Source organism: Streptomyces sp. NPDC002499 (assembly GCF_053595415.1).
In genome coordinates, this window is the sequence record NZ_JBSFXO010000004.1 from 417,204 (window position 1) to 439,842 (window position 22,639).

General features: G+C 70.8%; 18 protein-coding genes and 3 tRNA genes. 11 read left to right on the top strand and 10 right to left on the bottom strand.

Features of this window, described 5'->3' with window-relative positions:
• Window positions 1–14 precede the first annotated feature (14 nt).
• Window positions 15–1,181 carry a PucR family transcriptional regulator gene (locus tag ACWD5F_RS12900; protein ID WP_451253764.1) on the top strand — a complete coding sequence of 389 codons (1,167 nt, stop codon included), beginning with the start codon at window positions 15–17 and terminating at the stop codon, window positions 1,179–1,181.
• Here ACWD5F_RS12900 and ACWD5F_RS12905 read toward each other — a convergent pair.
• Window positions 1,153–1,821 carry a TetR/AcrR family transcriptional regulator gene (locus tag ACWD5F_RS12905; RefSeq protein ID WP_451253766.1) on the bottom strand — a complete coding sequence of 223 codons (669 nt, stop codon included), beginning with the start codon at window positions 1,819–1,821 and terminating at the stop codon, window positions 1,153–1,155. The genes ACWD5F_RS12900 and ACWD5F_RS12905 overlap by 29 nt on opposite strands.
• A 148-nt stretch (window positions 1,822–1,969) precedes the next feature.
• Between ACWD5F_RS12905 and ACWD5F_RS12910 the strand changes: the two genes are divergently transcribed.
• Complete coding sequence (locus ACWD5F_RS12910; RefSeq protein WP_451253768.1) at window positions 1,970–3,013, top strand: NAD(P)-dependent alcohol dehydrogenase; 1,044 nt, start codon at window positions 1,970–1,972, stop codon at window positions 3,011–3,013.
• A gap of 127 nt (window positions 3,014–3,140) precedes the next feature.
• Window positions 3,141–3,989, top strand: a complete 849-nt coding sequence (locus tag ACWD5F_RS12915) for a tetratricopeptide repeat protein (RefSeq protein WP_451253770.1) — start codon at window positions 3,141–3,143, stop codon at window positions 3,987–3,989.
• A gap of 76 nt (window positions 3,990–4,065) precedes the next feature.
• Here ACWD5F_RS12915 and ACWD5F_RS12920 read toward each other — a convergent pair.
• The 3 genes from ACWD5F_RS12920 to ACWD5F_RS12930 all read right to left on the bottom strand — a co-directional run bounded on the left by ACWD5F_RS12920 (window position 4,066) and on the right by ACWD5F_RS12930 (window position 4,473).
• A tRNA-Ile gene (locus ACWD5F_RS12920) sits at window positions 4,066–4,142 on the bottom strand.
• A 176-nt stretch (window positions 4,143–4,318) separates the two neighbouring features.
• Window positions 4,319–4,394: transfer RNA gene (locus ACWD5F_RS12925), tRNA-Asn, on the bottom strand.
• Window positions 4,395–4,400: 6 nt separating this feature from the next.
• Window positions 4,401–4,473 (bottom strand) — tRNA-Asn (locus ACWD5F_RS12930).
• A gap of 158 nt (window positions 4,474–4,631) precedes the next feature.
• On the opposite strand from ACWD5F_RS12930, the gene ACWD5F_RS12935 reads away from it, so the two are divergent.
• From ACWD5F_RS12935 to ACWD5F_RS12950, 4 genes are all read left to right on the top strand, one after another.
• Window positions 4,632–4,937 (top strand): YtxH domain-containing protein, encoded by a 306-nt coding sequence (locus ACWD5F_RS12935; protein ID WP_401729924.1) that lies wholly within the window; start codon window positions 4,632–4,634, stop codon window positions 4,935–4,937.
• Window positions 4,938–5,086: 149 nt separating this feature from the next.
• A complete protein-coding gene (locus tag ACWD5F_RS12940; RefSeq protein WP_401729922.1) occupies window positions 5,087–6,538 on the top strand; it encodes an FGGY family carbohydrate kinase in 1,452 nt (483 codons plus the stop codon).
• Between the two features lie 152 nt (window positions 6,539–6,690).
• Window positions 6,691–8,424: an ABC transporter ATP-binding protein gene (locus tag ACWD5F_RS12945; protein ID WP_451253773.1), complete on the top strand. Its 1,734-nt coding sequence runs from the start codon at window positions 6,691–6,693 to the stop codon at window positions 8,422–8,424.
• The gene (locus ACWD5F_RS12950; protein WP_451253774.1) at window positions 8,424–10,352 is read left to right on the top strand and encodes an ABC transporter ATP-binding protein; all 1,929 of its coding nucleotides are present in this window, start codon (window positions 8,424–8,426) and stop codon (window positions 10,350–10,352) included. Before ACWD5F_RS12945 ends, ACWD5F_RS12950 begins: the two co-directional genes overlap by 1 nt.
• Before the next feature lie 40 nt (window positions 10,353–10,392).
• On the opposite strand, the gene ACWD5F_RS12955 is transcribed toward ACWD5F_RS12950, so the two are convergent.
• Entirely contained in the window at window positions 10,393–11,691 is a 1,299-nt protein-coding gene (locus tag ACWD5F_RS12955) for an RNA polymerase sigma factor (protein ID WP_451253776.1), read from the bottom strand.
• Between the two features lie 138 nt (window positions 11,692–11,829).
• On the opposite strand from ACWD5F_RS12955, the gene ACWD5F_RS12960 reads away from it, so the two are divergent.
• Window positions 11,830–12,462 carry a hypothetical protein gene (locus ACWD5F_RS12960; RefSeq protein ID WP_451253778.1) on the top strand — a complete coding sequence of 211 codons (633 nt, stop codon included), beginning with the start codon at window positions 11,830–11,832 and terminating at the stop codon, window positions 12,460–12,462.
• A complete protein-coding gene (locus ACWD5F_RS12965) occupies window positions 12,459–13,481 on the top strand; it encodes a nucleotidyl transferase AbiEii/AbiGii toxin family protein (protein WP_451253780.1) in 1,023 nt (340 codons plus the stop codon). Before ACWD5F_RS12960 ends, ACWD5F_RS12965 begins: the two co-directional genes overlap by 4 nt.
• Here ACWD5F_RS12965 and dnaG read toward each other — a convergent pair.
• The 4 genes from dnaG to ACWD5F_RS12985 all read right to left on the bottom strand — a co-directional run bounded on the left by dnaG (window position 13,452) and on the right by ACWD5F_RS12985 (window position 19,049).
• Window positions 13,452–15,356, bottom strand: a complete 1,905-nt coding sequence (gene dnaG, locus ACWD5F_RS12970; protein ID WP_451253782.1) for a DNA primase — start codon at window positions 15,354–15,356, stop codon at window positions 13,452–13,454. The genes ACWD5F_RS12965 and dnaG overlap by 30 nt on opposite strands.
• Before the next feature lie 29 nt (window positions 15,357–15,385).
• The gene (locus ACWD5F_RS12975) at window positions 15,386–16,651 is read right to left on the bottom strand and encodes an NAD(P)/FAD-dependent oxidoreductase (RefSeq protein ID WP_451253784.1); all 1,266 of its coding nucleotides are present in this window, start codon (window positions 16,649–16,651) and stop codon (window positions 15,386–15,388) included.
• Between the two features lie 129 nt (window positions 16,652–16,780).
• The gene (locus ACWD5F_RS12980; RefSeq protein ID WP_451253786.1) at window positions 16,781–18,070 is read right to left on the bottom strand and encodes a deoxyguanosinetriphosphate triphosphohydrolase; all 1,290 of its coding nucleotides are present in this window, start codon (window positions 18,068–18,070) and stop codon (window positions 16,781–16,783) included.
• Between the two features lie 61 nt (window positions 18,071–18,131).
• On the bottom strand, window positions 18,132–19,049 hold the full coding sequence (locus ACWD5F_RS12985) for a sirohydrochlorin chelatase (RefSeq protein WP_451253787.1): 918 nt from the start codon (window positions 19,047–19,049) through the stop codon (window positions 18,132–18,134).
• Between the two features lie 212 nt (window positions 19,050–19,261).
• On the opposite strand from ACWD5F_RS12985, the gene ACWD5F_RS12990 reads away from it, so the two are divergent.
• Entirely contained in the window at window positions 19,262–19,948 is a 687-nt protein-coding gene (locus ACWD5F_RS12990) for a SanA/YdcF family protein (RefSeq protein ID WP_451253789.1), read from the top strand.
• A gap of 22 nt (window positions 19,949–19,970) precedes the next feature.
• Window positions 19,971–22,082: a glycoside hydrolase family 36 protein gene (locus tag ACWD5F_RS12995; protein ID WP_451253791.1), complete on the top strand. Its 2,112-nt coding sequence runs from the start codon at window positions 19,971–19,973 to the stop codon at window positions 22,080–22,082.
• Here ACWD5F_RS12995 and ACWD5F_RS13000 read toward each other — a convergent pair.
• Window positions 22,075–22,494, bottom strand: coding sequence for a gamma-glutamylcyclotransferase family protein (locus ACWD5F_RS13000; RefSeq protein ID WP_451253793.1), 420 nt, complete (start codon window positions 22,492–22,494; stop codon window positions 22,075–22,077). The two genes, ACWD5F_RS12995 and ACWD5F_RS13000, sit on opposite strands and share 8 nt — an antisense overlap.
• Window positions 22,495–22,639 lie beyond the last annotated feature (145 nt).

Consider the following 22,639-nt stretch of genomic DNA (forward strand, 5'->3'; position numbering starts at 1 on the left):
GACGAGTCGGAGGCATGCTCATCGGGCATGACACCGGCGCCTGGGCGGTCCTCTACGACGCCCAGGGCAACGAGCTCTTCCACGCCGGCCCGCGCCCCGACTCCCCCACCCCGGACCGCGTACGCGACCTCGTACTGCGCACCACCGCGCGAACCGGCGCAGGCGCCGCCGCCCGCACCCACACCCGCACCGGCACCGGCACCGGCACCGGCACCGGCACCGGCACCATCCCCGCCACCCGATCCGCACCGTCCGCGGCGGCCGACCACCAGGGCGGCATCCACCTGACCGTCCACACCCTGCCCGCGGCCGACGGCGCCACCACGACGCTCGCCCTCGGCCAGGCCGCCACCACGCCCCCGACCCTGGTCCACCGCCAGATCACCAGCACGGCGACCGTCCTGCTGGCCCTGCTCACCAGCCCCCGGCACGCCCTCGGCACCGACACCCACAGCGCCGGCGCCCTCGTACGTCTGATGCTCGGGGCCACCCCGGCCGACGTGGCCCCCGCCCTCTCCCCCGCCGACACGAAGAGAACCGAGCAGCACTGGATCGTGGTCCATGGCCGGCACGCCCCGGCACGCTCCGCACCGGCACCTCACCCGGGCGACGACCCGGCCCAACTCGCCACTCTGGGCACCGCCTTCGGCACCCCGTACCTGCACGTCGACGGCTCCGAGCTGACGGCCCTGATCCCCGGGACACCGGACGCCCGCCCCGAAGTACCCGCGCAGGCCGCCGACTTGGGCTGGACGCTCGGTTTCAGTGCTCCCGCGGCGGCCGCGGACCTGCCGCACGCCGATCGGCAGGCGGCCCGTGCCCTCCAGCGCGCGATCGCCGCCCGGGTACCGGCCGTCGTCCACGTCGAGGACCCGCTCACCGTGCACGGACTCGTCCCGCCCGCCGCAGCCCGGGACTTGGCCCGTACCCGCTTCGCCCCGCTCGACGAGGCCGGCCCGCCGGGCGCCCCGGTCCTCCTGGACACCCTGCGCACCTGGCTGACCCTGCACGGCAGTTGGGACCGTACCGCTGCGGCCCTGCACGTCCACCGCAACACCGTGCGCCACCGCCTGTCCCGGGTCGCGGAGGTCCTGGACGTCGACCTTCAGGACCCCGGAGTACGGATGGAGCTGTGGTTCGCCCTGGAGTGGGTCAACCCGCCGTCCGCTGAAGCCCGTTGAGGATCAGCTCGAGCCCGAACGCGAACTCGTCGCCGTAGTCGTACCCGGGCCGCATGACGTGATCGGTCGCGATCTCGGTCAGGTACGGGTACTCGCCCTCGCCGAATCCGCTCATGATGGACTCCGCCAACTCGGCTGTCTCGTCCGGGGATTCGAAGGGCAGCGCCTTCTCCTGGAGGGCGAACCCGTAGATGTAGCTGTCGATGACCGACACGGCGTGGGCGGTCATGGGGAGAGAGAGCCCGCCCTGGCGCAGACATCCGAGCACGGCGTCGTGGTGCCGCAGGGTGGCGGGTCCGGGCCGGGACCGTGACTCCATCAGCCCGATCGCCCAGCGGTGCCCGGACAGCACGCGGCGCATGGAGGCCGCGCGCTGCCTCATCGCCTGCCGCCAGTCCTCGCCCGGCGCGGGCAGTTCGACCTCGCCGAAGACCAGGTCGACCATGCCGTCGAGCAGGTCCTCCTTGCCGGCCACGTGGTTGTAGAGGGACATCGCCTCGACCCCGACGGCCTCACCGAGCTTGCGCATGCTGAGCGTCTCCAGGCCGCCGGCGTCGGCGAGTTCGACGGCGGCCCGCAGCACCCGCTGCCGGGAGAGCGGTTCACGGGCCGACTGTGGGGCGGCGGTACGTCGGGGCATGGCGGCCGTTCTCTCCCTCTCGCGGTCTCCGAGCCTCTCGGTCTCCGGGCGTTGACGACCTTACGCCGTAAGTGCTGTACTTACGGCGTAAGTAGATACTTACGCCGTAAGTGGCCGCACCTGCGGACCGGAACCGGGAGCAGCGACGATGCCGAACACGAGCGAGCCGATCACCACCGCCGAGGGGAACGGCGGGACCGGCGGGACGATGACGGCCGTCGTACAGGAGCGGTACGGCACCGAGCCCGAGGCCGTGCTGCGCACCGCGCGGCTCGCCCGCCCGGCGATCGGACCGGACGAGGTGCTGGTCCGCGTGCGTGCCTCCAGCGTGGACCGGGGAACCTGGCACCTGATGGCAGGCCTGCCGTACCCGGTCCGGGCGGTGAGCGGCCCGCGCAGGCCGAAGCTGCCCAACCCCGGCCGCTGCGTCGCCGGTGTCGTCGAGAAGGTCGGCTCCGCCGTGACCGGCTTCGCCCCCGGCGACGAGGTGTACGGCACGGCGGCCGCCGCGTTCGCCGACTACGCCGCCGCCCGTCCCGACCGGATCGCGCCCATGCCGGCCGGGCTCACCTTCGAGGAGGCGGCGACGGTCCCCGTCAGCGCGCTCACCGCACTACAAGCGGTCCGCGACCAGGCCAAGGTCCAGGAAGGGCAGCAGGTCCTGATCACGGGAGCAGCGGGCGGCGTGGGCACCTTCGCGGTCCAGCTCGCCCACACCTTCGGCGCCGAGGTCACGGCGGTGGCGAGCACGCGAAAGCGCGCCACCGTACGGGCGTTGGGCGCCGGCCACGTGATCGACTACACCCGCGAGGACTTCCTGGCCGGCCCGCGTCGCTACGACGCGATCATCGACATCGCGGGCAACCGCACCCTGCGGGACCTCCGCCGCGCCCTCACCCCGCGCGGCAGACTGATCATCACCGGCGGCGAGACGGACGGCAGATGGCTCGGCGGCACCGACCGCCAGCTCCGCGCCCAGCTGCTGTCCCCGTTCACCGCCCACCACCTGGGCACCTTCATCGCATCCGAACACGCCGACGGCCTGCGCGACGTGACCACCCTCATCAACACGGGCGGACTCCACCCCGTCGTGGACCACGTCTACCCCCTCACCGAGACCGCCGCGGCCGTCCGCCACCTCCTCGAAGGCCGCGTGACGGGCAAGTTGGCGCTCACGACGACCGCCGAGTGACGCCACCCGAGGCCTCGCCCCACTCACGCCACCCACACCACGGCATTGCACGCCGCGCACCCTTTCGAGGTTTCGCACGTTTGTGCCACTCTGTGTCCTTGATCCGTGGGGCGAGGGCGGGGATGTCTTGAGCAGACGCGGTTGGTTCAGCGGTCGGAAGTGGTTCCAGCAGGGGGTCGCCCTCGCGGCGCAGGGAAAACTGGAGGAAGCACGCGACGCGTACCTCCGTGCGGCGGAGGCGAACTCCGTCAACGCCCAGTACAACCTCGGACTCCTCTACATCGACCTCGGCGACCGCGACAACGCGATCCTGTGGTTCCGCCGGGCCGCCGCCGCGGGAGACACCGGCGCCATGCACAGCCTCGCGCTGCAACTCGCCGACGGGGACCGGAAGGTGACCGGCGAGACCCTGCACTGGTACTCCGAGGCGTCCGCGCGCGGTCACGCGCCATCGCAGTACAACCTGGGTCTCCACTACCAGGCGACGGGTGAACTCCCCCTCGCCGAGCGCCACTTCGAACAGGCTGCGAAGAAGGGGCACTTGGACGCGGAGGTGTCCCTGGCCGGCCTGTGGCTCGGCCGGGGCCGCCGGCGGGAGGCCGAGGAGATCCTGCGCCGGGCAGCGGACAAGGACCACCCCGGGGCACTCAGCTTCATGGCCGACCTGGCCCGGGACGCGGGCGACACCGACCGGGCCGCCGCACTCTACGTGCGCTCCCACACCGCGGGCTTCAGCGGCGCGGCGGTGAACCTGGGGCTGATGTACGAGGGCCAACAGCACATGGCGGAGGCCGAGAACTGGCTCCGCGAAGCGGCCGACGCCGGGAACGTCGGCGGCATGTACGCCTTGGGCCGCCTGCTCGTCGGCCTGGACCGGTCGCCCGAGGCCCTCGACTGGTTCCGCAAGGCCGCCGACCTGGGAGACACGAACGCACGACACGCACTGCGGGTCCTCGGGGCACGCGAAGAGAACTGACCCTCTCCCGCCCCCGCAACGACTCACCCTCGGCCGGCAAGAACGTGGGCCAGAACGATTCTTCGACCACAGTGCATGGTGGGGCGGGTGGGACTCGAACCCACGGCCGGCGGATTATGAGTCCGCTGCTCTAACCGGCTGAGCTACCGCCCCATAGCGGCGTGTCGCGCACACGTGTACGCACCGTCTGCCGCAGCATAGCCGCTCATACGATCTCCTGCTTCGGATGGTCGACTTCGCATGCCCTTGAGGACTCCGCTGTGACCTGCACGGTTCCTGCGGACATGAAAAAGGACCCCATCGGGGTCCTCGTTCACGTGGCTTCCAGGTGGCTCTCCCGACTGGACTCGAACCAGTAACCTGCCGGTTAACAGCCGGCTGCTCTGCCAATTGAGCTACGGAAGATCGAAGCTCCCCCGACTGGACTCGAACCAGTAACCTGCCGGTTAACAGCCGGCTGCTCTGCCAATTGAGCTACGGAGGAATGCCTCGTTGCATCGAACGTAGCTACCTGGGTATTCGCCAGGGGGCGGGCGCTCGCTGCGACACATACATTAGCGCAAGCAGGGGGGTGCTCCGCCAATCGATACTCCCCGGCACCTACGCCGCACCAGAGATCCACACGAGGGAAGGGTGGCCGCCATGCGCTACAAGCTCACGTTCGTCGCCGGGCTGACGCTGGGCTACGTGCTGGGCACGCGGGCCGGGCGCGAGCGTTACGAACAGTTGATGAAGTCCGCTCGCCAGGTCGCGCAGAACCCCGCCGTCCGCAACACCGCCGAGTCCGCCGCCCAACAGGGCCGCCAGTTCGCCGGCAAGGCGTACCACGCGGTCAGCGACAAGGTCGGCGACCGCGTCCCCGACTCGGTCGCGGAGCGCGTGCGCTCCCTGAGGGACCGCAACACCAACGGCGCAACTGGTGACGACTGGGGTACGAGCAATACATAACGGCCGATTTCAGCAGGAGGGCCAGTGCACGCCCTGAGGGGCGCGGGGAACTGTGCGACCAGCCACAACGGACCCGCACCCGCCGATTCACAGGCACCCCCACGCCTCCACGGCCAAACCCGGCGGAGCGATGCGGCAGAATTTTGGCCATGGGGATAGTCGCCGGGTTGGACAGTTCGCCCGATTTCACTCGCATCGTCGTCTGCGACGCAGACACGGGAGCCGTACTCAGGCAGGGGTATGCCCCGCATCCGGTAGACGGCGCCGAGGGCACGCGGCCCTCCGACATCGATCCACAGGCGTGGCTGCTGTCCCTCGGTGAGGCCGCCGGTGGCGGGCTGCTCGAAGGCGTGCAGGCCATCGGCGTGTCGGCCCAGCAGAACGCCGTGGTCCCGCTGGACTCGCAGGGCAACACCGTCAGACCCGCGATGGTCGGCGGCGACAAGCGCGCGCAGGTCGCGGCGGCCGATCTGATCGACGCGCTCGGCGGCCGCGAGGCGTGGGCGCAGGCCGTGGGCTCCGTGCCGCAGGCCGCCCAACCGGTGACCAAGCTGCGCTGGCTGAACAAGACCGAGCCGGACAACGCCCTGCGCACCGCCGTCCTCATGCAGGCGCACGACTGGCTCGTATGGCAGTTGCTCGGGCGCCCGGTGCGCCGTACCACCGATCGTGGCGGGGCCTCCGGGACCGGGTACTGGTCGGCGGCCACCGGCGCGTACCGGCCCGATCTGGTCGAGCTGGCGCTCGGTCACCAGGTCATGCTGCCCGAGGTGATCGGGCCGGCGGAGGCGGCCGGTACGACGCCGGAGGGGCTGTTGATCTCCGCCGGGACCGGCGAGACCATGGCCGCCGCCTTCGGGCTCGGGATCGGGCTCGGCGACGCCGTCGTGTCGCTCGGGGCCTCCGGGTCCGTGATGGCCGTACACGGTGAGGCGCTGGTCGATCAGAGCGGGATGATCACCTCGCTGGCCGACGCGACCGGCATGCACCTGCCGGTCGTCACCACGCTGAACGCGGTACGGGCCCTGCGCGGGACCGCCGAGCTGCTCGGGCTGCCGGATCTGGAGAGCCTGTCGGAGCTGGCGATGAAGTCGACGCCGGGCTCGCACGGGCTGGTGCTGCTGCCCTATTTGGAGGGCGAGCGGACGCCGAACCTGCCGCACACCGCGGGAACTTTGACCGGTCTGCGGCGCGAATCTATGCGTGCAGAACACCTCGCCCGGGCCGCCTTCGAGGGCATGCTGTGCGGGCTCGCCGACGCGCTCGACGTGCTGCGCGGGCGGGGTGTCGACGTACGGCGGATCTTCCTGCTGGGGGCGGCGGCCGAGCTGCCGGCCGTGCAGGTCGCGGCGCCGTCGCTGTTCGGCGCGCAGGTCGTCGTCCCGCAGCCCGCGGACTACGCGGCGCTCGGTGCCGCCCGGCAGGCCGCCTGGGCGCTCGGGGTCACCCAGGGCACGCTCGACCGGCGCAACCCGCCCATGTGGCAGGGCGCGGCGGCGCAGGTGCTCGATCCCGGCGAGGATCTGGCTGTGGGACAGGCCGTGCGCCAGCAGTACATGTCGGTCCGCGAGCAGACGCACCCGAACGCTTTCCGCTCATGACTTCACGAGTCGGCAAAGGACACCGCCCATAAGGCGGTAAAGCGCCCTGCTGTCGGCTTAATCGGTTGAGGTAACGCGGGTGGAGTGTTCGACGATAGGAGCCTGGGGCACGAAGCCCGCCCCGCCCCACCCGCCGATCCGAGAGACGTAGCGTGCTCATACGACTTCTGCGGACCTATCTCAGGCCCTACAGGAAACCCATCGCTCTGCTGGTGCTGCTGCAGTTCCTGCAGACCTGCGCCACCCTCTACCTGCCCACGCTGAACGCGCACATCATCGACAACGGTGTCGTCAAGGGTGACACCGGTTACATCCTCTCCTTCGGCGCCTTGATGATCGGCATCTCGCTGGTGCAGGTCGTGTGCAACATCGGGGCCGTGTACTACGGCGCCCGGACCGCGTCGGCGCTCGGCCGGGACATCCGGGCGGCCGTCTTCGACCGGGTGCAGTCGTTCTCCGCCCGAGAGGTGGGCCACTTCGGCGCGCCCTCGCTGATCACCCGTACGACGAACGACGTGCAGCAGGTCCAGATGCTGGCCCTGATGACGTTCACGCTGATGGTGTCGGCGCCGATCATGTGCGTGGGCGGCATCGTGCTGGCGCTCGGCCTGGACGTACCGCTGTCCGGGGTGCTGATCGCGGTCGTGCCCACGCTGACCATCTGCGTGACGTTGATCGTGCGGCGGCTGCGGCCGCTGTTCCGGGCGATGCAGACGCGCCTGGACACGGTGAACCGGGTGCTGCGCGAGCAGATCACCGGCAACCGTGTGATCAGGGCCTTCGTGCGCGACGAGTACGAGAAGGACCGGTTCAGGAAGGCCAACACCGACCTGACCGAGATGCAGCTGAAGACCGGCAACCTGCTCGCGCTGATGTTCCCGGTGGTCATGACCACGGTGAACCTGTCGTCGATCGCGGTGGTCTGGTTCGGCGCGCATCGCATCGACAGCGGCGGGATGCAGATCGGCGACCTGACCGCGTTCCTCGCCTATCTGATGCAGATCGTGATGTCCGTGATGATGGCCACCTTCATGTTCATGATGGTGCCGCGCGCGGAGGTCTGCGCCGAGCGCATCGAGGAGGTCCTCGACACGGAGTCCAGTGTCGTGCCGCCGCTCGCGCCCGTCACCGAACTGCGCCGGCACGGCCATCTGGAACTCCGCGGGGTCGGCTTCTGCTACCCGGGTGCCGAGGAACCCGTGCTGAAGTCCGTCGACCTGGTGGCACGGCCGGGTGAGACGACCGCCGTCATCGGCTCGACCGGCAGCGGAAAGTCCACCCTTCTGAGTCTGATCCCCCGGCTGGTTGACGCGACCGACGGCCAGGTCCTCGTCGACGGTGTCGACGTGGCGACGATCGACCCGGTGCTGCTGGCCAAGACGGTCAGCCTGGTGCCGCAGCGGCCGTACCTGTTCGCGGGCACGGTCGCCACGAACCTGCGCTACGGCAATCCCGACGCCACCGACGAGGAGTTGTGGCACGCGCTGGAGGTGGCGCAGGCCAAGGACTTCGTGTCCGCCCTCGAAGGCCGCCTCGACGCACCCATCGCACAGGGCGGCACGAACGTCTCCGGCGGCCAGCGCCAGCGCCTCGCGATCGCCCGTACGCTCGTCCAGCGCCCGGAGATCTACCTCTTCGACGACTCCTTCTCGGCCCTCGACTACGCCACCGACGCGAACCTGCGCGCGGCGCTGTCGCAGGAGACCGCCGAGGCGACCGTCGTGATCGTCGCCCAGCGCGTGGCGACCATCCGGGACGCCGACCGGATCGTGGTCCTCGACGAGGGCCGGGTCGTCGGGACCGGCCGCCATCACGAGCTGATGGCCGACAACGAGACCTACCGGGAGATCGTCCTCTCCCAGCTCACGGAAGCGGAGGCTGCCTGATGGCCGGGCCGATGGGGCGGATGATGGCCGGGGGCGGCCCCGATTCGCGCTCGATGGATTTCAAGGTGTCGGGCAAACGCCTGATCGCCCAGTTCAAACCGGAACGGCTCACCATCTACGCGCTGTTGACCTGTGTGGTCATCAGCGTCAGCCTGAACGTGATCGGTCCCAAGATCCTCGGTCAGGCCACCGACCTGGTCTTCGCCGGGATCATCGGCCGGGAGATGCCGGCCGGGGAGACCAAGGCGCAGGTCCTCGCCTCGATGCGGGAGCGCGGCCAGGGCACGGTCGCCGACATGCTCCGCTCCACCGACTTCACCCCGGGCCAGGGCATCGACTTCGACGCCGTGGGCCGGGTGCTGCTGCTCGCCCTCTGTACGTTCCTGGTGGCGGGCCTGCTGATGGCGGTGGCGACCCGGCTGGTCAACCGGGCCGTCAACCGGACGATGTTCCGGCTGCGCGAGGACGTCCAGGCGAAGCTGTCGCGGCTCCCGCTGTCGTACTTCGACAAGCGGCAGCGCGGTGAGGTGCTGAGCCGGGCGACCAACGACATCGACAACATCGGGCAGACCCTCCAGCAGTCGATGGGCCAGCTCATCAACTCGGTGCTCACGATCATCGGCGTCCTCGCGGTGATGTTCTGGGTGTCGTGGCTGCTGGCGCTGGTGGCGCTGGTGACGGTGCCGCTGTCGTTCCTGATCGCCACCCGGATCGGCAAGCGCTCGCAGCCGCACTTCGTGCAGCAGTGGCGCACCACGGGCAAGCTCAACGCCCACGTCGAGGAGATGTACACCGGGCACACCCTGGTGAAGGTGTTCGGCCGGCAGGACGAGTCGGCGCAGCAGTTCGCCGAGCAGAACGACGCGCTGTACGAGGCCGGGTTCAAGGCGCAGTTCAACAGCGGTGTCATGCAGCCGCTGATGATGTTCGTGTCGAACCTCAACTACGTGCTGGTGGCCGTGGTCGGCGGCCTGCGGGTCGCCTCCGGCGCGCTGTCCATCGGTGACGTGCAGGCCTTCATCCAGTACTCGCGCCAGTTCTCGATGCCGCTGACGCAGGTCGCGTCGATGGCGAACCTGGTGCAGTCCGGCGTCGCCTCGGCCGAGCGGATCTTCGAACTCCTCGACGCGGACGAGCAGGAGGCCGACCCGATGCCGGGCGCCAAGCCGGCGGAGCTGCGCGGACGGGTCGCCCTTGAGCACGTGTCGTTCCGCTACGACCCCGACAAGCCGCTCATCGACGACCTCTCCCTCAAGGTCGAACCCGGCCACACGGTCGCGATCGTCGGCCCGACCGGCGCCGGCAAGACCACGCTGGTCAACCTCCTCATGCGGTTCTACGAGGTCTCCGGCGGGCGCATCACCCTCGACGGCGTGGACATCGCCACGATGTCCCGGGACGACCTGCGCGCCGGCATCGGCATGGTGCTCCAGGACACCTGGCTGTTCGGCGGCACGATCGCGGAGAACATCGCGTACGGGTCCGCCCGCGAGGTCACGCGCGGCGAGATCGAGGAAGCGGCACGGGCGGCGCACGCCGACCGGTTCGTGCGGACGCTGCCCGACGGGTACGACACCGTGATCGACGACGAGGGCACGGGTGTCAGCGCCGGTGAGAAGCAACTGATCACCATCGCGCGGGCGTTCCTGTCCGACCCGACGATCCTGGTCCTGGACGAGGCGACGTCGTCGGTCGACACCCGTACGGAGGTGCTGATCCAGAAGGCGATGGCCAAACTGGCCCATGGCCGCACGTCGTTCGTGATCGCGCACCGGCTCTCCACGATCCGCGACGCGGACACGATCCTCGTCATGGAGAACGGCGCGATCGTCGAACAGGGCGCGCACGCGGACCTGTTGGCGGCGGACGGGGCGTACGCACGGCTGTACAAGGCGCAGTTCGCGCAGGCGGTGGCGGAGGTGGACTGAATCTCCTGGTGTCAGGGTGCCGCCGCGCGGCACCCTGACCTCAGTCCAGGTATCCCCTCAGCTGATCCGCGAATGCGTGATCCCTCAGCTTGTTAAGGGTCTTGGACTCGATCTGCCTGATCCGTTCCCGGGTGACGCCGAAGATCCGCCCGATCTCCTCCAACGTCCGCGGCCGGCCATCGACAAGCCCGTACCGCAGCTGAACAACCTTCCGCTCCCGCTCCCCCAACGTCGAGAGCACGGCCTCCAGATGCTCCCTGAGCAACAGGAACGCGGCCGACTCGACGGGGGACGCCGCGTCGCCGTCCTCGATGAGGTCACCGAGGGCGACGTCGTCCTCCTCACCCACCGGCGCGTGCAACGACACCGGCTCCTGGGCGAGCCGCAGCACCTCGCTGACGCGCTCCGGCGCGAGGTCGAGGTGGTCGGCCACCTCCTCCGGCGTCGGCTCGTAACCGCGCTCCTGGAGCATGCGGCGCTGGACGCGGACGACGCGGTTGATGAGTTCGACGACGTGGACGGGGACGCGGATGGTGCGGGCCTGGTCGGCGAGGGCGCGGGACATGGCCTGCCGGATCCACCAGGTGGCGTACGTCGAGAACTTGTAGCCACGGGCGTAGTCGAACTTCTCGACCGCCCTGATCAGGCCGAGGTTGCCCTCCTGGACGAGGTCGAGCATGGTCAGTCCGCGGCCGACGTAACGCTTGGCGACGGAGACGACGAGTCGGAGGTTGGCCTCGATGAGGCGGCGCTTGGCCATCCGGCCGAGCACGACCAAGCGGTCCAGGTCCAGGGCGAGTTGACTGTCCAGGTCGACGGCGGTGCTGAGCCTCTCCTCGGCGAACAGCCCGGCCTCGACCCGGCGCGCGAGGTCGACCTCCTCGGCCGCGGTGAGCAGGGAGATCCGGCCGATCTCCCGCAGGTACTGGCGGAACAGGTCCGAGGACGGCCCACTGGTGTCGGCGCGGCTGCTGCGGGGCGGCTCGGGTACTTCGACCGGTTCGGCGGCCTCAGGGCTCTCCAGCGCCTCGGCGGGCGGCTCGGCGGGTTCCGCGGTCTCGGTCTCGGGGTGGTGCGCGACACGCGTCTGCGGGGGGACGGCGACGAGTTGGTCGGTCTCCGCGTCCGGCTCTGTGCCGTCTGTGCTCTCGGTCTGTGTGAGGGTCTGGGTCTGCACGGGGGCGACCTCCAGGATGATCGCTGCCAGGGGGTACGGCAGCGGTTCTTCGGGGGCGGAGTCGACGGCCTCGCCGTTGTCCGTCCCGTACTCGATGAGCGGAACCGCGGGGGTCTGGGACCCGTATGGGACGGATCGGCCGCGCTCCGAGGACTCAGGCACCGGAACCCAGTGTGGAGTACGACACATCACCGCCACGAGGGGCGTGCGGTGACTTTTTGAGTCCGGTCCGTGACCGCGTGGTTACCGTCGCGGAAAACTCGGCTGCCCGCGACCGCCCTGATCTGGGACGATCCGCGTGTGTCCGCATTCTTTTACGAGACCCACGTGACCGTTCGCTGTGCAGACGCGCGCGAATCGGAGCGGTTGCGCCGGTGGGCGGCGGCCGCGGATCTCAAGCTGACGCACATCGTGCTGGCTCGGGGCCGGATGCGCGAGCAGCCCATGCTCACTTTGTCGGGTGCCCCTTCCTACGCCGCCGAATCGGCCCGGGCGCGGGATGTGGTGGCGCGACTGCGGGCGGACGGTTTCGTACCGGTACGGGTGAAGACCGAGTCGACGCCGTGGGCCCCGGAGGTGCCTCGCCTGCCGTGCGACGACGGCCGCTACTTCGAGCACCACGTGAAGCTTCGGCTGGCCGCGGACGCCGACCTGGCCGCGCTCACGGCACGGGTGGCACCGCACGGCGCGCATGTGTCGTGGAACGCGCGGCGGGTGCGGGAGGGCGGACGCCGGCAGGAGCGGTTCGTGACCCAGCGGTGCCACGGTGTGGATGCGCAGGAGGCGAGGCGCGCGCTGGAGGCGTTGCTGTCGGAGCTGGCCGGGTTCGAAGTGGTGGATGTGGAGCAGGAGTTCGTGCTCCACGACAGTGATGTGTCGATCGACGAGGGCTGGATCGAGGAGCGGGTGGACGTGCGAGGGGCGCGGGGATGAGCGGGACGTGGCAGGAGCCGGTGTGGTCGGGTTTCCCGGTGCCGCAGGACGAACTGGACGACAAGACGCGCGTGGCCCAGCGGCTGCCCAGCACGCTGCGGACGACGGCGGGCGAAGGCCTTGTACAGCGGCTGGTCTTCGAGCCGGCCCTGAAGCAGTACGAGAACGCGTACCGGGCGACGGACCCGGTCTTCACCGACCCGGTGAAGGGCGAGGCGTGGCGGTCGGGCCGGCGCCGGGCCCTGGACCTCGTACTCGCCGCGATCGCCGATTCCGAGTGGGTGGACGCGCTGGTGCTGCGTGGCAGCGTGCTGCTTGCGGCGTGGTTCGGGGCGGCCGCGCGGGAGCCGGGTGACCTGGACTTCGTCTTGGTGCCGCGCTCGTGGCGGATCGACGAGACGCGGACGGCCCGGCTGTTCGAGGGTGTCGCGCGGGCGGCACAGGCCCTGGCCGGGGCGCGCGGTGCGGGAGTGTCCTTTGTCGCGCGGGAGGCGGTACTGGAGGACATCTGGACCTACGACCGGGTGCCGGGCCGCCGCATGGTGCTGCCCTGGTCCGCACCCGGCCTGCCGGGCGGTCACGTCCAGCTCGACTTCGTCTTCAACGAGGAGCTGGCCGAGGAGCCGGAGCCGACCGAACTGGCGGATGGCACGGTGCTGTTGGCGGCCTCACCCGCGCTCTCGCTGGCCTGGAAGGTCATGTGGCTGATCGACGACGCCTATCCGCAGGGCAAGGACCTCTACGACGCGGTCCTCCTCGCCGAGCACCACGCGCTCCCCTACGACCTGCTGCTGCGTGTCTTCTGTCTCTCGGGCAGCGACACCCTCGCCGGCCGGCACCGCGCGGAGATCACCCTGGCCGACGTCTCGGAGGCCGCGGGATACGCCGAGTGGGATCACTTCGTCAGCGAGTACCCGGGATTCGCGCACCGCGACGGCGAGTTCGCCGACCGGCTGGTCCGGGCGCTGACGCCGACGTTCGCCGACCGCTCAGAGCGCCCCGGCCCCCTTCTCCCTTAGCGCCTGGTCGTACTGCTGGAGCACCCACAGCTCGTTCTGTACGGCGGCCAGCTGGGCCGGGTCGCCGCCGGCGGAGAGGCGGGCCATCTGGGACTGGATGTCGCGGATCCGGCGTTCGACGGCTCGGCGGCGGACCCAGACGAGCTGCTCGCCCGCGTAGTTCTCGTCGACCGTGCGGCGCATGATCGCCTCGACGGCCAGCTCCGTCACCATCGCGCGGACGGCGTCGTCGGGAGCCGCCTCGCGGACGCGGACCAGGTACTCCTGGCCGTCCTGCATGCCGTACTCGGCGCCGCCCGCGTCCATCACGGCCTGGCGGACGGCCGCGTAGGGGACGGCGGTGAACTCGTCGATGCCGTACGCGTCGAAGGCCGGGGAGACCAGCTCGGGGCGTTGCAGGGCGAGTTTGAGGAGTTCGCGTTCGGTCGCGTAGACCGGGTTGCGGAGGTTGAGGGCCGGGCCGCCGGGCGCGGCGGCGCGGGGCGTCGACTCGTACTGCTGCTGCCGGCCCCGGTCCGGCGCCGGGCCCTGGCCGCCGCGGTCGCGGGCCCAACGGGCCAGCTGGGCGATCCGCTTGACGACGAACTGGGTGTCGAGGATGCCGAGCATGCCGGCGAGCTGGACGGCCACCTCGTGCTGGGCGCCGGTGTTCTTGATGCGGGCGACGACGGGGGCGGCCTCGTCCAGGGCGGCCGCGCGGCCCGCGGGGGTGTCGAGGTCGTAGCGGACGACGATCTGGCGCAGCGCGAACTCGAAGAGCGGGGTGCGGGGTTCGACCAGGTCGGCGACCGCCTCGTCGCCCTTGGCCAGGCGCAGTTCGCAGGGGTCCATGTTGTCCGGCGCGATGGCGATGTACGTCTCGGCGGCGAACTTCTGGTCGTCCTCGAAGGCGCGCAGGGCCGCCTTCTGGCCGGCCGCGTCACCGTCGAAGGTGAAGATCACGCGCGCGCTGCCGTTGTCCATCAGGAGCCGGCGCAGGATCTTGATGTGGTCGGTGCCGAAGGCCGTGCCGCAGGTCGCGATGGCCGTGGTGACGCCGGCCAGGTGGCAGGCCATGACGTCCGTGTAGCCCTCGACGACGACCGCGCGGGACACCTTGGCGATGTCCTTCTTGGCGAGGTCGATGCCGTAGAGGACCTGGGACTTCTTGTAGATCGCGGTGTCGGGCGTGTTGAGGTACTTCGGGCCGTTGTCCGACTCGTAGAGCTTGCGGGCGCCGAAGCCGACGACCTCGCCGCCGATGTCGCGGATCGGCCACATCAGGCGGCCGCGGAACCGGTCGATGGGACCGCGCCGGCCCTCCTGGGCGAGGCCGGACAGGAGGATCTCCTTGTCGGTGAAGCCCTTGCCGCGCAGGAAGCGGGTGAGGTGGTCCCAGCCCTGAGGGCTGTAGCCGACGGAGAAGTGCGCGGCGGCGGCCTGGTCGAAGCCGCGCTCGGCGAGGAACGACCGGCCGGCGTCCGCCTCCGGACTGGTGGCCAGCTGCTCCATGTACCAGTCGGCGGCGATCTTGTGGGCCTCGACCAGGCGGATGCGCTCGCCGCGCTGGTGGGCGGGGTTGTAGCCGCCCTCCTCGTAGCGCAGGGTGATGCCGGCCTGCGCGGCCAGACGCTCGACCGACTCCGAGAAGGTGAGGTGGTCGACCTTCATCACGAACGTGATGGTGTCGCCGCCCTCCTGGCAGCCGAAGCAGTGGAAGAGTCCCTTGCTCGGGCTGACCTGGAAGGACGGCGACTTCTCGTCGTGGAAGGGGCACAGGCCCTTGAGGTTGCCACCGCCCGCGTTGCGCAGCTGGAGGTACTCGGACACCACGGCGTCGATCGGGACCGCGTCCCGAACCGCCTTCACGTCCTCGTCGTTGATCCGTCCTGCCACGCGTGAATTCTACGGGGATGGACTGACACTCAAGGGACGAGGCTTTCGAGCGGAACGTGCGGGTCCGCCAACGACTCGGTGTTCACCTGGGTCTTCGAGCGGATCAGCTGCTGGATCGGGTCTGTGACGTCCCACACGTTCACGTTCATCCCGGCCAGCACACGGCCCTCCTTGACCCAGAACGCGATGAACTCACGCTTCCCCGCGTCCCCCCGGATCACGACTTCGTCGTAGGAGCCCGGGGGCGCCCAGCCGGAGTACTCCATGCCGAGGTCGTACTGGTCGGAGAAGAAATAGGGCACGCGGTCGTAGGTGACGTCCTTGCCGAGCATCGCGCGGGCCGCCGCCGGGCCGCCGTTGAGGGCGTTGGCCCAGTGCTCGACACGCAGCGTGGTGTCGAACAGGGCGTGGTGGAAGGCGGCCACGTCGCCGGCCGCGTGGATGTCGGGGTCGGAGGTGCGCAGCCGTTCGTCGACCGCGATGCCGCCGCCGTGCGCGCGGTCGGCGATCTCCAGGCCCGCCGCCTCCGCGAGGCCGGTGCGCGGGGCCGCGCCGATCGCGGCGAGGACGTCGTGCGCGGGGTGCTCCTCGCCGTCGTCCGTACGGGCCGCCAGGACCATGCCGTCCTGGCCGACGATCTCGGTGAGGCTCGCGCCGAAGTGGAAGCGCACCCCGTGCTCGCGGTGCAGCTCGGCGAAGAGGTTGCCCAGTTCGGGGCCGAGCACGCCGTGCAGCGGGGTCGGCCCGTGCTCGATGACGGTGACCTCGGCGCCGTACTCCCGGGCCGCCGCGGCGACTTCCAGGCCGATCCAGCCGGCGCCGGCGATCACGAGGTGGCCGTTGTCCCGGCCGAGGGCGGCCAGGACGCCCTTGAGGCGCTCGGCGTGCGCGAGCCGGCGCAGGTGGTGCACGCCGGCCAGGTCGGTGCCCGGGATGTCGAGGCGGCGCGGCTCGGCGCCGGTGGCGAGCAGCAGCTTGTCGTAGCGCACGAGGGTGCCGTCGCCGCCGAAGCGGACCGTCTTGGCGGTGCGGTCGATGGTGTCGACGGGCTCGCCGAGGTGCAGCTCGATGTCGTTCTGCGCATACCACGCGGGCTCGTGCACGAAGACGCTGTCGCGCTCCTCTTTACCGAGGAGATAGCCCTTGGAGAGCGGCGGGCGCTCGTAGGGGTGGTCGCGTTCGTCGCAGATCAGTATCACCCGGCCGGTGAAGCCCTCCGCTCGGAGCGTCTCGGCCGCCTTCGCGCCGGCGAGCCCGCCTCCGACGATGACGAATGTCTGATCCGCGTCGACCACTTGATGCCTCCTCGTAACGGTGCCGCCACATGCGAGCGTCCCGCACGGAGTGTGATGGGGGAAGAGGGAGTGGCCCGATCAGGCCACGGAGGGTCACATTCGGGCGCGTTTCACGTCACCCTTTTCTCGTCAGTCTCTCTGGTGCCCCGTCAGACGCGCGTGAAGCGAGCGGGCCGAGGCGTCGGTCAGGGAGGCGATCTGGTCGACGATCACCCGTTTGCGGGCGCGGTCGTCGACAGCCCGGTCGAACAGGGCGCGGAACTGCGGATCCAGGCCGTCGGGAGCGCGCGCGGTGAGCGCCTGCGCCAGTTCGGCCACCACGATCCGCTGATCGGCCCGCAGCCGTTCCTGCTCGGCCCGCTGCATCACGTACCGGTCGGCGACCGCCTTGAGGACCGCGCACTCCAGCCGTGTCTCGTGGGGTACGACGAGTTCGGCGCCGTATCTCGTCAGCCGCCCGGTGCCGTACGCCGCGCGCGTGGCGGACTCGGCGGCCGTGCAGAAGCGGCCGATGAGCTGGCTGGTGGCGTCCTTGAGGCGGGCCTGCGCGACGGCCGAGCCGTCGTAGCCGTGCGGCCACCACTCCGCGTCCTGGAGCCGGTCGAGGGCGGCGGCCAGCTCGGCGGGGTCGGTGTCCGCGGGCACGTACCGCCCTATGGCGACCGCGAAGACCGCCTGCCGCTCCGGCTCCGCGTGCAGGCAGTTGGGGTCGATGTGGCCCGCGTGCAGGCCGTCCTCGACGTCGTGCACGGAGTACGCCACGTCGTCCGCCCAGTCCATGACCTGGGCCTCGAACGTGATCCGGGTGCCGGGGGCTTCCTCGCGGACCCAGTCGAAGACGGGCCGGTCGTCCTCGTAGACGCCGAACTTGGGCGACTTGGGGTCGTCCGGGCGGGCGCCGCGCGGCCAGGGGTACTTGGTCGCCGCGTCCAGGGTGGCGCGGGTGAGGTTGAGGCCGACGGAGCCCTCCGGGGTGAACCTCTTGGGTTCGATGCGGGTGAGCAGGCGCAGGGACTGGGCGTTGCCCTCGAAGCCGCCGCAGTCGTCGGCGAACTCGTTCAGTGCCTGTTCGCCGTTGTGGCCGAACGGGGGGTGGCCGAGGTCGTGGGAGAGGCAGGCGGCTTCGACCAGGTCCGGGTCGCAGCCGAGGGCTGCGCCCAGCTCTCGGCCTACCTGGGCGCACTCCAGGGAGTGGGTGAGGCGGGTGCGGGGGCTGGCGTCCCAGGCGGACGAGTTGCGCTCGCCCGGTGTGACGACCTGGGTCTTGCCGGCGAGTCTTCTCAGGGCCGAGGAGTGCAGTACGCGTGCGCGGTCGCGTTGGAAGGCGGTTCGGCCTTGGCGTTTGTCGGGCTCTGCGGCCCAGCGGGCGACTGACGTCGGGTCGTAGCCGGGGGGTGGGGTGTCGTTGTTGCCTTCCATGACTCGACAGTAAGCGGAGGGAGTGACAAATGGGGTGCGGCTTTTCGTCTGCCGGGTGCGGTTATATGGCGAGTGCGGGTTGTGTGTGGCTGGTCGCGCAGTTCCCCGCGCCCCTGACGTCAGCCAACCTCACGTCGGTCGAGAGAGTCTGGTCGTAGCGGTGGAGCAAGAGGCTTGCCATCGCTGGGTGAGTGCCCAAAGGGGCCGACGCGATCCAGGGGGCCCTCTCCGCGCACTCCCTCGCGAAGCGGCCCGGGGCCGTGAAGTACGACGCTACGGCTACTCGGTGGCGGCCCTGGGCGGCCAGCGTCGCCAGAGCATCCGGGATCGTCGGGGTCGCCGTGCTCGCGTAGGCGGGGAGGACGGGGACGCCCAGGCGGTCGGACAGCAGCGCGGCCGTGTGGTTCGTGTCGGTCTGGGAGTCCGGGTCGCGGGAGCCGGCCGCGGCGAGGATCACGGCGCTCCCCCGACGAGTGGCCGCGTCCATGCGCATGCGCCAGCCCGCCTCGACCAGGCGGGCCTGGAGGGCGTCCACCAGGAGGGGGTGCGGGCCGAGGGGCGCGGCCACGCGCGTGCGTGCCTCTGCTTCGGCGGCCATCTCGGGGATGTCCCGCTTGACGTGGTAGCCGCGGCTGAGGAGGAGCGGGACGAGGACCGCCCGCGCGGCGCCGAGGGCGGCGAGGGTATCGGGGAGCAGGGGCTCGTTCAGTTCGATGTGGCCGAGGTGGACTGACAGGCCCGGGCGCAGGGCGCGGACGCGGTCCAGGAGCGTGCGTACGGTGCTCAGCGCACGCGGGTCGCGGCTGCCGTGCGCCACGACGACGAGCGCCGGGACCGGGGGGCGGGGGCGCCGGCTGCCGTCGAGCGTGACGAGGCTGAGCTGGCTGGCGAGTTGGCTGCCGATCCGGTTCATGAGGTGCGCCGTACTGTCGAGGTGGGCGGGCGTGGACTCGTCGCGCTGAGGGTTCGACGGCGTCATGGACCGATGGTGGCGGTACGAGGTTGCCGCCCCGTTGCACCGGAATGACGCGTCTTTTCGGGCCGTTCACGGTGGGGTGCAGGGGGTCTGTGAGGTGACGTGACCTGGAGTTTCGCCTCCGTAGTGAACCTGGTCACGTGCCGGGTGCCGAACCGTACGGCCTGACAGGACGTCTCTGAGTGTCGAGCGACCGACCGGAAAGGGGCCGTGCGATGCGCCGACCGAAGCTCCGCCGTCCACGTCTGCCACGCACGCGTGCCGGGCAGCGGCGGCTGGTGCAGGCCGTGATGGCCGGGTGCGTACTGGCGCTGCTCCCGTCGACCTGGATGTACGTCGTGACGGGCGACCGGCTGCGCACGATCGCGGACGTGCCCCGCACCGAGGTCGCGGTCGTCTTCGGCGCGGGCCTGTGGGACGGCGAGCCGTCGCCGTACCTCGCCCACCGCCTCGACGCGGCGGCGAAGCTGTACCGCGCGGGCCGCATCGAGGTCGTCCTCGTCACCGGCGACAACAGCCGCAAGGACTACGACGAGCCCGACGCCATGCGGACGTACCTGACGGAGCACGGCGTGCCCGATGGGCGGATCGTCAGCGACTACGCCGGTTTCGACACCTGGGACTCCTGCGTCCGTGCCAAGAAGATCTTCGGCGTGGACAAGGCGGTACTGATCAGCCAGGGCTTCCACATCCGGCGGGCGGTCGCGCTCTGCCAGGCGGCGGGCGTGACGTCGTACGGCGTCGGCGTGGACGCCAAGCACGACGTGACCTGGTACTACGGCGGGACAAGGGAGATCCTCGCGGCCGGGAAGGCGGCCCTGGACGCGGTGTTCGAGCCGGATCCGCGGTTTCTCGGGCCGAAGGAGGCCGGGGTGAAGCGGGCGTTGACCGAGGCCCGGTGAGCCGCGCTCTAGGCTTTGCGGGGTGAACGATCACGAGTTCGGTTACCGCTGGGGCCATTCCGCGCTCCTCCTCGACCTCGACTTCGGCGAGGAGTCGAGCGCGTTGCTGCGGGTGTCCCGACCCGGTGACCCGACGCCGACCGTGACGGGCCTCCCGCTCGTCGACGTGACCCTCATGGGCGCGGGCACCGGCTGGTCGGGGCCGCGTTTCAGGGGCACGGCGCCGGGGGCGCGGCTGCGGTATCGCGGGCACCGGGCGACCTACGGTGACGGGTGGCATCACCTGACCGTCGAACTGGGCGATCCGCAGGGCGGGTTGAGGGTGTTCGCCGAGTACGCGTCGCCGGACGGGGTGGCGGTGCTGCGCTCGCGGGTACGGGTGCGCAATGAGGGCGACGCGGCGGTGACGGTCCGTTCCGTCGGCAGTCTGCTGCTCGGCGGACTGCCCTCCCCCGACGTGTTGGACGCGCATCGGGCCCGCAACGACTGGCTCGCCGAATGCCGTTGGTACGCCGAGCCGTTGCGGGCGTCGGTGCCGGACATCGGGCGGGACGTGCACGAGCACGACTCGCGGGCCGCGCTGCGGCTGACCGGGCGGGGCAGCTGGCCGACCGACGGCCATCTGGCGATGGGCGCGCTCACCGACCGTACGGACGGGCGGTGTTGGCTGTGGCAGGTGGAGTCGGCGGCGGGCTGGGCGTGGGACGCGGGCGAGGCACCGGCCGGGCGTACGTACGTGGGGCTGAGCGGGCCGACGTACGACGAGCATGGCTGGAGTCAAGTGCTGTGCCCGGGCGAGGAGTTCGCGTCGGAGTACGCGGCGCTCGCGTTGGGGGACGGGTTCGACGGGGCGCTGGGCGCGCTGACGGAGTACCGCCGCCGGGTGCGCCGACCGCATCCGGATCACGACCGGCTCCCGGTCGTCTTCAACGACTACATGAACACCCTGATGGGCGACCCCACCACCGAGAAGCTGCTCCCGCTGATCGACGCGGCGGCCTCGGCGGGCGCGGAGTACTTCTGCGTGGACGCCGGCTGGTACGACGACTCGGCCGACGGTGGTTGGTGGGACAGCGTGGGGGCCTGGCAGCCGTCGGGGCGGCGCTTTCCCGGGGGCATCCAGGAGGTGCTGGGGCGGATTCGGGAGCGCGGGATGGTGGCGGGGGTGTGGCTGGAGCCGGAGGTGGTGGGTGTACGGAGTCCTGTGGCGGGGGCAGGCTCGGAGGCAGCGGCGGGTTCGGAGGCCGGGGCGGGGGCGTTGCCGGATGCCGCGTTCCTTCGTCACGCCGACGGCAGTCGCGTCACCGAACAGGGCCGTCATCAGCTGGACTTGACCCACCCCGCGGCCCGGGCCCATCTGGACGCCGCCGTCGACCGGATCGTCGGCGAGTGGGGCGTGGGCTATCTGAAGCTGGACTACAACATCACGACGTCGGCGCCGGGGCTGCTGGATCACACGCGGGCGTGGCGGGCCTGGTTGGCGTCCGTGCTGGACCGGTACCCGTCCCTGGTCATCGAGAACTGCGCGTCCGGCGGCATGCGCATGGACGGCGCGTCCCTGTCCGTCACCCAGCTCCAGTCGACCTCCGACCAGCAGGATCCGGTCCGCTACCCGCCGATCGCGGCGGCGGCGCCGACGGTGGTGCCTCCGGAGCAGGGGGCGGTGTGGGCGTACCCGCAACCGTCCTTCTCCGACGCGGAGATCGGCTTCACGCTCGGCACGGCGATGCTGGGGCGGGTCCATCTGTCCGGCCACCTGGACCGGATGACGGAGCGTCAACTGGGGCTGGTGCGGGAGGCGGTGGCGACGTACAAGGCGATTCGGGGCGACCTGCGCACGGCGGTGCCGTTCTGGCCGCTGGGGCTGCCGGGTTGGACGGACGAGTGGATCGCGGTGGGGTTGCGGGCGCCGGTGGAGGGGGCCGCGTATGTGTCGGTGTGGCGCAGGGGTGACGGGGGCGAAGACGAGGTCGAACTGGTGCTTCCGGTCGGGCATTTGGCGGGGCGGGCGGACGTCCGGGCCGAGGTTCTGCACGCGACCGACACCGGGGTGGCCGTGGCGTGGGACGAGGGGGCGGGCCTTCGGGTGACGATGGAGTCGGCACCGGCGATGGCACTGGTCCGGCTCATCTGATCCGCCAGTCCCCGCTTTCGATCAACTTGCCGTGGGTGCGCAGGTTGTCGGCGACCGGTGGTGCGGCGACGTACACCCAGGCCAGGACCCCGCCCCCTCCCCCGCCCTCTTCCTCGCACCGCACCTCGCGGGCCACGCGCTCGTAGAGGTTGCTCGGGTCGCCCGGCGCGTACTCCTCCAACCGGTCCAGGGCGGCGAGCAGTTCCTCGTAGTGGTCCGGCAGGGCGGTCACCAACTCCCCGTACACGACCCCGCCCGGCGCCTCCACGGCGTACGGGTAGCCGGGGCCGTCGTAGAGGACCGCGCCGGTCAGGCGGGCGGGGGTCTCGGAGCGGGTGCGGGCGCGCAGGAACAGGTCGTGGTTGACCTCGCCGGGGCGCAGGGTGCCGTAGACGAAGAAGGGGAGGCTCACAGAAAGATTCTCTCTCCCCACGCACTTCCTCACATTCTTCCGCAGACGCGGTATGGACATGACATCCCCGGGCTTCTTAAATCTTGGTCAGCACCAGCGCGCACCTCCCCCACACGCGCCCGTTGGCGCCTTCCCGAGGAGATCG

Coding starts and splice junctions, on each gene's coding strand:
- ACWD5F_RS12900 (WP_451253764.1), top strand. CDS start 15: ATGCTCATCGGGCATGACACCGGCGCCTGGGCGGTCCTCTACGACGCC.
- ACWD5F_RS12905 (WP_451253766.1), bottom strand. CDS start 1,821: ATGCCCCGACGTACCGCCGCCCCACAGTCGGCCCGTGAACCGCTCTCC.
- ACWD5F_RS12910 (WP_451253768.1), top strand. CDS start 1,970: ATGCCGAACACGAGCGAGCCGATCACCACCGCCGAGGGGAACGGCGGG.
- ACWD5F_RS12935 (WP_401729924.1), top strand. CDS start 4,632: ATGCGCTACAAGCTCACGTTCGTCGCCGGGCTGACGCTGGGCTACGTG.
- ACWD5F_RS12940 (WP_401729922.1), top strand. CDS start 5,087: ATGGGGATAGTCGCCGGGTTGGACAGTTCGCCCGATTTCACTCGCATC.
- ACWD5F_RS12950 (WP_451253774.1), top strand. CDS start 8,424: ATGGCCGGGCCGATGGGGCGGATGATGGCCGGGGGCGGCCCCGATTCG.
- ACWD5F_RS12965 (WP_451253780.1), top strand. CDS start 12,459: ATGAGCGGGACGTGGCAGGAGCCGGTGTGGTCGGGTTTCCCGGTGCCG.
- ACWD5F_RS12980 (WP_451253786.1), bottom strand. CDS start 18,070: ATGGAAGGCAACAACGACACCCCACCCCCCGGCTACGACCCGACGTCA.
- ACWD5F_RS12985 (WP_451253787.1), bottom strand. CDS start 19,049: ATGACGCCGTCGAACCCTCAGCGCGACGAGTCCACGCCCGCCCACCTC.
- ACWD5F_RS12990 (WP_451253789.1), top strand. CDS start 19,262: ATGCGCCGACCGAAGCTCCGCCGTCCACGTCTGCCACGCACGCGTGCC.